This window comes from Streptomyces sp. NPDC054849, assembly GCF_053610945.1.
The window spans coordinates 1-6,938 of the sequence record NZ_JBSGZI010000180.1 but is presented as its reverse complement, the minus strand read 5'-3'; the positions used below and the strand labels follow the sequence as shown (position 1 = coordinate 6,938).

At 73.2% G+C, this 6,938-nt stretch carries 6 protein-coding genes; 3 read left to right on the top strand and 3 right to left on the bottom strand.

Annotation, left to right across the window (positions count from 1 at the left end; all coding sequences use genetic code 11):
• Window positions 1-80 precede the first annotated feature (80 nt).
• Window positions 81-1,748 (bottom strand): lytic transglycosylase domain-containing protein, encoded by a 1,668-nt coding sequence (locus tag ACWGIF_RS37585; protein WP_453504319.1) that lies wholly within the window; start codon window positions 1,746-1,748, stop codon window positions 81-83.
• Window positions 1,749-2,172: 424 nt separating this feature from the next.
• Between ACWGIF_RS37585 and ACWGIF_RS37580 the strand changes: the two genes are divergently transcribed.
• Window positions 2,173-2,772 (top strand): dihydrofolate reductase family protein, encoded by a 600-nt coding sequence (locus ACWGIF_RS37580; RefSeq protein WP_453504317.1) that lies wholly within the window; start codon window positions 2,173-2,175, stop codon window positions 2,770-2,772.
• 75 nt (window positions 2,773-2,847) lie between these two features.
• Here ACWGIF_RS37580 and ACWGIF_RS37575 read toward each other — a convergent pair whose 3' ends face one another.
• Together ACWGIF_RS37575 and ACWGIF_RS37570 are read right to left on the bottom strand one after the other, a co-directional pair.
• Window positions 2,848-3,396 (bottom strand): hypothetical protein, encoded by a 549-nt coding sequence (locus ACWGIF_RS37575; RefSeq protein ID WP_453504315.1) that lies wholly within the window; start codon window positions 3,394-3,396, stop codon window positions 2,848-2,850.
• Window positions 3,397-3,494: 98 nt separating this feature from the next.
• Window positions 3,495-5,231, bottom strand: coding sequence for an AMP-dependent synthetase/ligase (locus ACWGIF_RS37570; protein WP_453504313.1), 1,737 nt, complete (start codon window positions 5,229-5,231; stop codon window positions 3,495-3,497).
• A 221-nt stretch (window positions 5,232-5,452) separates the two neighbouring features.
• On the opposite strand from ACWGIF_RS37570, the gene ACWGIF_RS37565 reads away from it, so the two are divergent.
• Window positions 5,453-6,514 (top strand): AraC family transcriptional regulator, encoded by a 1,062-nt coding sequence (locus ACWGIF_RS37565; protein WP_453504312.1) that lies wholly within the window; start codon window positions 5,453-5,455, stop codon window positions 6,512-6,514.
• 142 nt (window positions 6,515-6,656) lie between these two features.
• On the top strand, window positions 6,657-6,863 hold the full coding sequence (locus tag ACWGIF_RS37560) for a hypothetical protein (RefSeq protein ID WP_453504310.1): 207 nt from the start codon (window positions 6,657-6,659) through the stop codon (window positions 6,861-6,863).
• Window positions 6,864-6,938 lie beyond the last annotated feature (75 nt).

Below are 6,938 nucleotides of genomic sequence, written 5' to 3'. Positions count from 1 at the left end.
CCCCGGCACCGTGGGAACCGTGCCGGGGACCACTGCGTCGCCGCGTGCACCCGGGCCCGAGGGGGCCGGGTCTGGGCCGGTTACTTCGGTGCGTCCGGGGCGGGGGCCGGAGCGGGAGCCGGGGCCGTGATGGTGATCGGCAGGATCAAGGTCACGCCCTCGGGGGTGATCAGGCGCAGCTGGTACGTGCCCGGGGCGAGGTCGGCGTCCGTGAAGAGCTCCGGCAGGACGATCCTGCCGTCGGCGCCGGTCGTGGCCAGCGGGAGGCCGAAGACCTTCTTGCCGTTCTCGTCCTTGAAGTACGGGCCCTTCGCGGTCGCCGGGTCCACCGGGACCCACGTGCCGTCCTTCTCCTCGCCCAGGCCGACGACGGCGCCGGACACCGCGGCCGCCTTGCCCTTGGCCGTGGCGAAGACCTCGACGCCCGTGACGCTCTTGCCGGCGACCGCCTCCAGCGGCTTCGAGCCGTCCGGACGGGACAGCAGGTCGGCGACCGGAGCCGTGACCTTGCCCTCGAAGTACTGGGTGAGCCTGCTCGTGGTGTCGTAGGCCGAGATGCGCAGCTTGAACGTGCCCGCGGTGGCGCCCGCCTTCAGGCCGGGCGCGGCGGCGATGCCGTCGGCGCCCGTCTTGACCGACACGGACTTCGCCGATCCGAAGCGGGTGCCGGTGGCATCCTCCTCCACCGCGAAGATCACGTCTCGGCCGGCGGCGGGCTTGCCGTCGCTGAGCGCCAGCTTGACCCGCGGAACCACGGTGAAGGCCGCTCCGGTTTCGGCCGTGAGCCCGGGCCCGTCCAACACCGTCAGGTCGGCCAGGTGCGGGGCCGGCTTCTCCGGCGTCGGCGTCGGAGTCGGCGTCGGGGTGGGAGTGGGCGTCGGAGTCGGGGTCGGCTTGGGCTTCGGGGTCGTCGTCGGCGTGACCGGCGTCTGCCGCGGGGTGGGCAGGGTGCCCGATTCCTGGGGCGGGTAGTTCCCGGCGGGCGGGTTCGCCACCTCGGTGGCGCCGCCGTTCTGGTACTGCCGCATGAAGCCGAGCACGGTGTTCACGTACTCGCGGGAGTTGTTGTAGCTGAGGATCGCGGAGTCGAGCTTGGCCGCGTTCGACAGGTCCCGGTCGCCCGCGCACAGGTAGAGGCCCGCACCCAGCGCCGCGTCGTAGACGTTGTTCGGGTCGCGCTTGGCGTCGCCGTTGCCGTCGGCGCCCCACGTGGCCCAGGTGGACGGGATGAACTGCATCGGGCCGACGGCCCGGTCGTACACCGCGTCCGCGTCCCACTCGCCCTTGTCGGTGTCGCGGATCTCGGCGAAGCCGTTGCCGTCGAGCCGGGGGCCGCGGATCGGCTTCTCGGTGTAGCCGTCGGCCTTGAGCCCGTAGCCGGAGGCGTGGACGGACTCGACCCGGCCGATGCCCGCGAGCAGCTGCCAGGGCAGCTTGCATCCGGGCAGCGCGGCCGCCACGGACAGCTCGGCGCGGTGGTAGGCGTCGAGGGCGGTCGCGGGTATCCCGCTGGCCCCCTCCTGGGCGCCCGCGCCCGCGGGCGGCGGGTCGGCGACGATGTCGGGCAGATCCAGCCGGGCGTCACCGCGGTCGGTGGCCTGCGGACTGTCCGGGGTCGGTTCGGACTCTCCCGCGTCGGCGGTCGACGGGTTGGTCACGACCGCGGCGGTGGTCAGGCTGGCCGCGAGCGCGGCCGTGCACAGGACCTTGCGCGAGGTGTTGACGAGGTGACGGTGAAGCGGCTTCACAGTGCGGCGATCCCCCCAAGGAGCCGTCAAAGGTATACGGCTGGGCCAGCCGTGAATATCCACTGTCTATCAGGTATGAGAACCCGACTCGCCGTCCCCCCGGCAGATGTGACAGACCATTCGTCTCGGCTTCACCGGGGTCGCACGACCGAACGGACACCGGGCCCGATTCCCTGCCCGGATTACCCCGATGACTGCATGTTTGCAACCGTCCCCGGCCTCAACAGCCGGGAGCCCCGGCCGCCCTGCGTGCGGCGGCCGGGCTCCGGCGTGAGGCGCACGCGGCTCACCTCGAAGCAGCCACGCCTCGGGGCGGCACTGTGACGCACGCCACCGACACGACTTCGGGAAGGCGCGATGAGTTCCGGGAGGCACGGCAGTCTCTTCTGCATACACACCGGAACGAGTAAGAGGAACGGCTCCCATGCGCATCGTCATCAGTGAATTCATCAGCCTCGACGGCGTCGTACAGGCCCCGGGCGGCCAGGGCGAGGACAACGACGGCGGCTTCGCCCACGGCGGATGGTCGCAGCCGTTCTTCGACCCGGAGGTGGTGGGCGGCGCCTTCGACGACGCGCTGGGGAAGGCGGAGGCGCTGTTGTTCGGGCGCCGCACCTGGCAGACCATGGCCGGGGCGTGGCCCGAGCGCGCGGGGGACCCGTTCGCCGACCGCATGAACGCCATCCCGAAGTACGTCGTGTCCCAAACCCTGGGCGATGACGAGCTGACGTGGAACAACACGACGCGCATCGCGGGGGACAAGGCAGTCGCCGGTATCCGGGAACTGCGCGGGACCGGCGGCGGCGACCTGCTGGTCATGGGCAGCCCCACCCTCGTACGCACCCTGCTGAGCGAAGGCCTGGTCGACGAGCTCCGGCTCATGATCATGCCGGTGCTGCTCGGCGGCGGTAAGTCGATCTTCCCCGAGGACGGCGGACTGCACACCCTGGAACTGGCCTCCTCGGCCGTCAGTCCCACCGGGGTGCACGTCTGCACCTACCGCCCGATCGTCCAGGGCCGGTGACGGAGACGCAGACGCAGACGAAGAAGCGCTTCCGGTGAGCGGTCGGCCGGACGGCCGGGCCGGCTCGACCTGACGTCAGAAGACGAACAGGCCGATCCCCACCAGCAGGCCGGCCACCGCGGACAACACGACGGCGGCGAGCAGACCGGCCAGGGCGGAGAGGAAGTACGGCTCGCCGTCCAGGGCCCTGCCGTGGCGCGCGCAGGCGAACAGCCAGGCGGCCAGCGCCAGGAACGGCACGAGGAGGACGCCGGTGGCGGTGCCGAAGTTGAACACGGCGCTCCCTGACAGTTCGTAGGCTTTCCCCCTCGTGGTCCTGACCTCCACCTCGGTGCCGGGCCGGTACTCCTCGGAGGCCGTGTCCAGGACGATTTCGCGCGCCGGGTCTTCCGACCGCCGGGGGGTGTACCAGCCCGTGCAGTCGGTACCGGTCGCATAGCCCTCGGCGTCGGTGGCGTCGTAGCACCGGGAGATCGAGAGGACCCCGTCGACGGGCCCGAATCCGAGCACGGCGGCGATCTGCGGCCCGGGCAGCAGCCAAGTCAGCCACCCGGCGACGACAAGGGTCGCCACGACGCCCAGCCCGGCCGCTCCCCGCCCCGCCTTCCGCACCGCACCCTGCACGACGCCCCCTCTCCCCAGCAGCCGGGATACCCACGCGGAGCAGGGTGTAACGCAGGGGCGCCCGGGAGGGTGCCGCGGCGTCGGGCACCCCCGCCTCCTCACCCCCCGTACAGCTCGTCGATCTCGCGCGCATAGCGCTGTGCCACCGCGGCCCGGCGGAGTTTCAGGGTGGGGGTCAGGGTGCCCGCGGCGACCGTGAAGTCCTCCGGGAGGATGTGGAAGGCGCGGATGCGGGCCGGGCGGGAGACCGTGGCGTTGGCCTCGCTGACCGCCGTGTCGATCAGGGCGCGGACGGCGGGGTGGGTCGCCGGGGATGGTCCCAGGTCGATGCCCTCCCGTCCCGCCCAGGCCGCGACCTCCTCCGCGTCCACGGCGATCAGGGCGACCGGGTACGGGCGGCGGTCGCCGATCAGGATCGCGCGGGAGACGTAGCGGGAGCGCTGGACGGCGAACTCGGACTCCGTCGGCGTGAGGTTCTTCCCGGCGGAGGTGATGATCAGCTCCTTCTTGCGGCCCGTGATGCGGAGGTAGCCGTCGGCGTCCAGTTCGCCCAAGTCGCCGGTGTGGAGCCAGCCTTCGGGATCCAGCGCTTCGGCGGTGGCGGCCTCGTTCGCGTGGTAGCCCGGGAACACCATCGGCCCGCGCGCCAGCACCTCCCCGTCCTCCGCGATCCGCACCTCGCAGCCCGCAATCGGGCGGCCCACCGTCCCGGGGCGCACCGCCTTGGGGTGGTTGAGGGAGATGACACCGCCCGACTCGGTCATCCCGTACCCCTCGTAGACGGTGATCCCGCAGGCCCGCAGGAAGTCCAGGGTCGCCGGGGCGATCGGGGCGCCGCCCGTGAGCGCCCACTTCAGCCTGCCCCCGAACGCACCCCGGACCGGGGAGTACAGCGACTTCTCCGCTTCCTCGTATTCCTCCCGGAGCTCTTCGGGCAGCCGGCCGTCGGCCGCGAGCACGCCCACCCGTACCGCCGCCTCGAAGCGTTCCCGGCCGCCCTCCCGGGCCTCGGCCAGCGAGAGCACCGCCGCGTGCAGCTTCTCGAACAGCCTCGGCACGGAGGGCAGATGGGTCGGGGCGACCACTGACAGCTCGGCCGGCACGTCCTCGATCCTGCCTCCGAAGTAGCACAGCTCCCCGCCTTGCAGCAGCGTGGTGGTCTGGATCAGCTGGGCCAGCAGGTGGGCGAGGGGCAGATAGAGGTACGTCGAGTCCCCCGGGCCGCCCTCGATCAGCGGGAGGGTGGCGTCCTGAATCGCGCCCAGGTTCCGGTGGGTGAGGCGGCAGCCCTTCGGCAGGCCCGTCGTGCCCGAGGTGTAGACGATCGAGGCGTCCGCCGCCGGGGGCACGGCCGCGGCCCGGGCGAGGAGCTCGGACTCCGGGACCGGGTCCCGGGGCGGGTGCCGGGCCAGCTCGTCCATCAGCACCACCGCCCGCAGCGCGGGCAGTTGCGCCCGCAGCGCCTCGACCCGTGCCGCCTGCCGCCCGTCATCGCAGACCACGACCACCGCCTCCGAGTCCGACAGGACCCAGGCGACCTCCTCCTCGCCGGCCGTCGGGTACACCGGCACGAGGACCGCGCCCGCCGCCAGCACCCCGAAGTGCGTGTACGTCCACTGCGGCCGGGTCTCCGCCAGTACGGCGACCCGTTCCCCGGCGGCCACGCCCAGGCCGAGCAGCGCGCACCCGACGGCCCGTACCTCCGCGCCCAGTTCCTCGTACGTACGGGTCTGCCGGCCGCCGTCCGGCGACCGGAACCGCAGGGCCGTCTGCGGCCCGTACCGCTCCTCGGTCCACTGGGTGAACACCGCCAACGTGCTCGGCCGACCGTCCATCGCATGCCCTCCGGAGGTTGGTGACCCTCCGACGCTAGGCAGCCGCACCGCCGCAGCGGCATGACCGGAAGCGTCACCCCCGCTGACCCGAGCGCTCACCTGCGGCCTGCCCGATCACCCGCCCGCCCGCTCCGCCCGCTCGCCCCGCAGGCTCACCGCGCCCTCATCCCGTGCCGTCGCGTCCGTATCGCCCTGCGCCCCGGCGGGCTACCGTCGGACGCATGGGGAGGCAGCGGACGGTCACCGTGCACCATGTGCGGGCCCTGCTGGCGGGGGCCCGCCGCAGCGGCGTCGACACCGTGCCGCTGCTCCAGGAGGCGCAGATCCCGCCGCTGCTCCTGGGCGACGACCGGGCGCGGATCACACCCGCGCAGTTCGCCCGGCTGTTCCGGGCGCTGTACCGGACCACGCAGGACGAATTCCTCGCCCTGAGCCCGGTCCCGAGCCGCCCCGGCACCTTCGCGATGATGTGTCACGCCTCGCTCTGCTGCCGCGATCTGGGTGCGGCCATGGAGCGTGCGGCCGTCTTCTACGGGCTGTTCCCCGGCGGGCCGGAGCTGGCGCTCGAAGTCGCGGGCTCCGAGGCCCGGTTCACGGTGCGCAGCGACTTCGCGCGGGACGAGGACCGATTCCTCACCGAGTGCGTGCTCGCCATCTGGCACCGGCTGAGCAGCTGGCTGGTGGGGCGGCGCATCCCGCTCGCGTACGCCGCCTTCGCCTATCCCCCGCCGCCGCACGAGGAGGAGTACGAGACCCTCTTCGACTGCCCGGTCCGCTTCGGGGAGGACCGTACGGGCGCCGCATTCGACGCGCACTGGCTGACCGCCCCGCTCATACGGGACGAGTCCGCGCTCGACGCGATGCTCCGCCGCGCCCCCTTCGACCTGCTGTCGCGTCCGGAGTACGGGACCACGGTCGCGGAGCAGGTACGCCGCACCCTGACGCAGCGGCTGCGCACGTCACCGCGGCTGCCCGCGCTCGGCGAGGTTGCGGCGCGCCTCGCGGTGTCCCCGGCGACGCTGCGGCGCCGGCTCCAGCAGGAGGGGACCTCGTTCCAGCAGCTGAAGGACCACGTGCGGCGGGATGCGGCGATCGCGGGCCTGGCGGAGAGCGGGGAGCCGATCGCGGAGCTCGCGGCCCGGCTGGGCTTCTCGGAGGACACGGCCTTCCACCGGGCGTTCCGCCGCTGGACGGGCACGACGCCGGGCGCCTACCGGATCGCCTCCGGCGGCTGGGGAGAGCCCCGTCCCGGCGCTGTCAAGCCCCGAGATGCAGTGTCGTGACGCGGTGGCTGCTGCCGGGGCTCAATGGATGCACGAGGTCACGCCGGGCAACGGCTGACGGACCAGCCCCCGCTCCCCCGCTCCCGCCACTCCTGCGCTCCCCCCGCTCCCACCCCGCTCCCCCGTCGTGAAGGAGAACGCCATGACCAGCCTCCACCGCCTCGCCCTCCTCAAGGCCGCCATCGCCGTGGGCGCCATCCGCGTGGCCCCCAGCGCGCTCGGCACCTCCCCGACGCACGGCTCCCCGACGCACGGCTCCACGATGTACGGCTCCACGATGTACGGCTCCACCGGCACGATCATCCCCATGCGGCCCGCCTCCCCGAGCGGCCGGGGCGGCTTCGCCTGATGCGGCACGGGGGAAGGGGAAGGCCGGGGCCGCCCCGGGAGCACCGACGTCGGTGCTCCCGGGGCGGCCCCGGCC

Excerpts from the sequence above, each read along its gene's own strand:
- ACWGIF_RS37580 (WP_453504317.1), top strand. The coding sequence starts at position 2,173 with ATGCGCATCGTCATCAGTGAATTCATCAGCCTCGACGGCGTCGTACAG.
- ACWGIF_RS37570 (WP_453504313.1), bottom strand. The coding sequence starts at position 5,231 with ATGGACGGTCGGCCGAGCACGTTGGCGGTGTTCACCCAGTGGACCGAG.
- ACWGIF_RS37565 (WP_453504312.1), top strand. The coding sequence starts at position 5,453 with ATGGGGAGGCAGCGGACGGTCACCGTGCACCATGTGCGGGCCCTGCTG.
- ACWGIF_RS37560 (WP_453504310.1), top strand. The coding sequence starts at position 6,657 with ATGACCAGCCTCCACCGCCTCGCCCTCCTCAAGGCCGCCATCGCCGTG.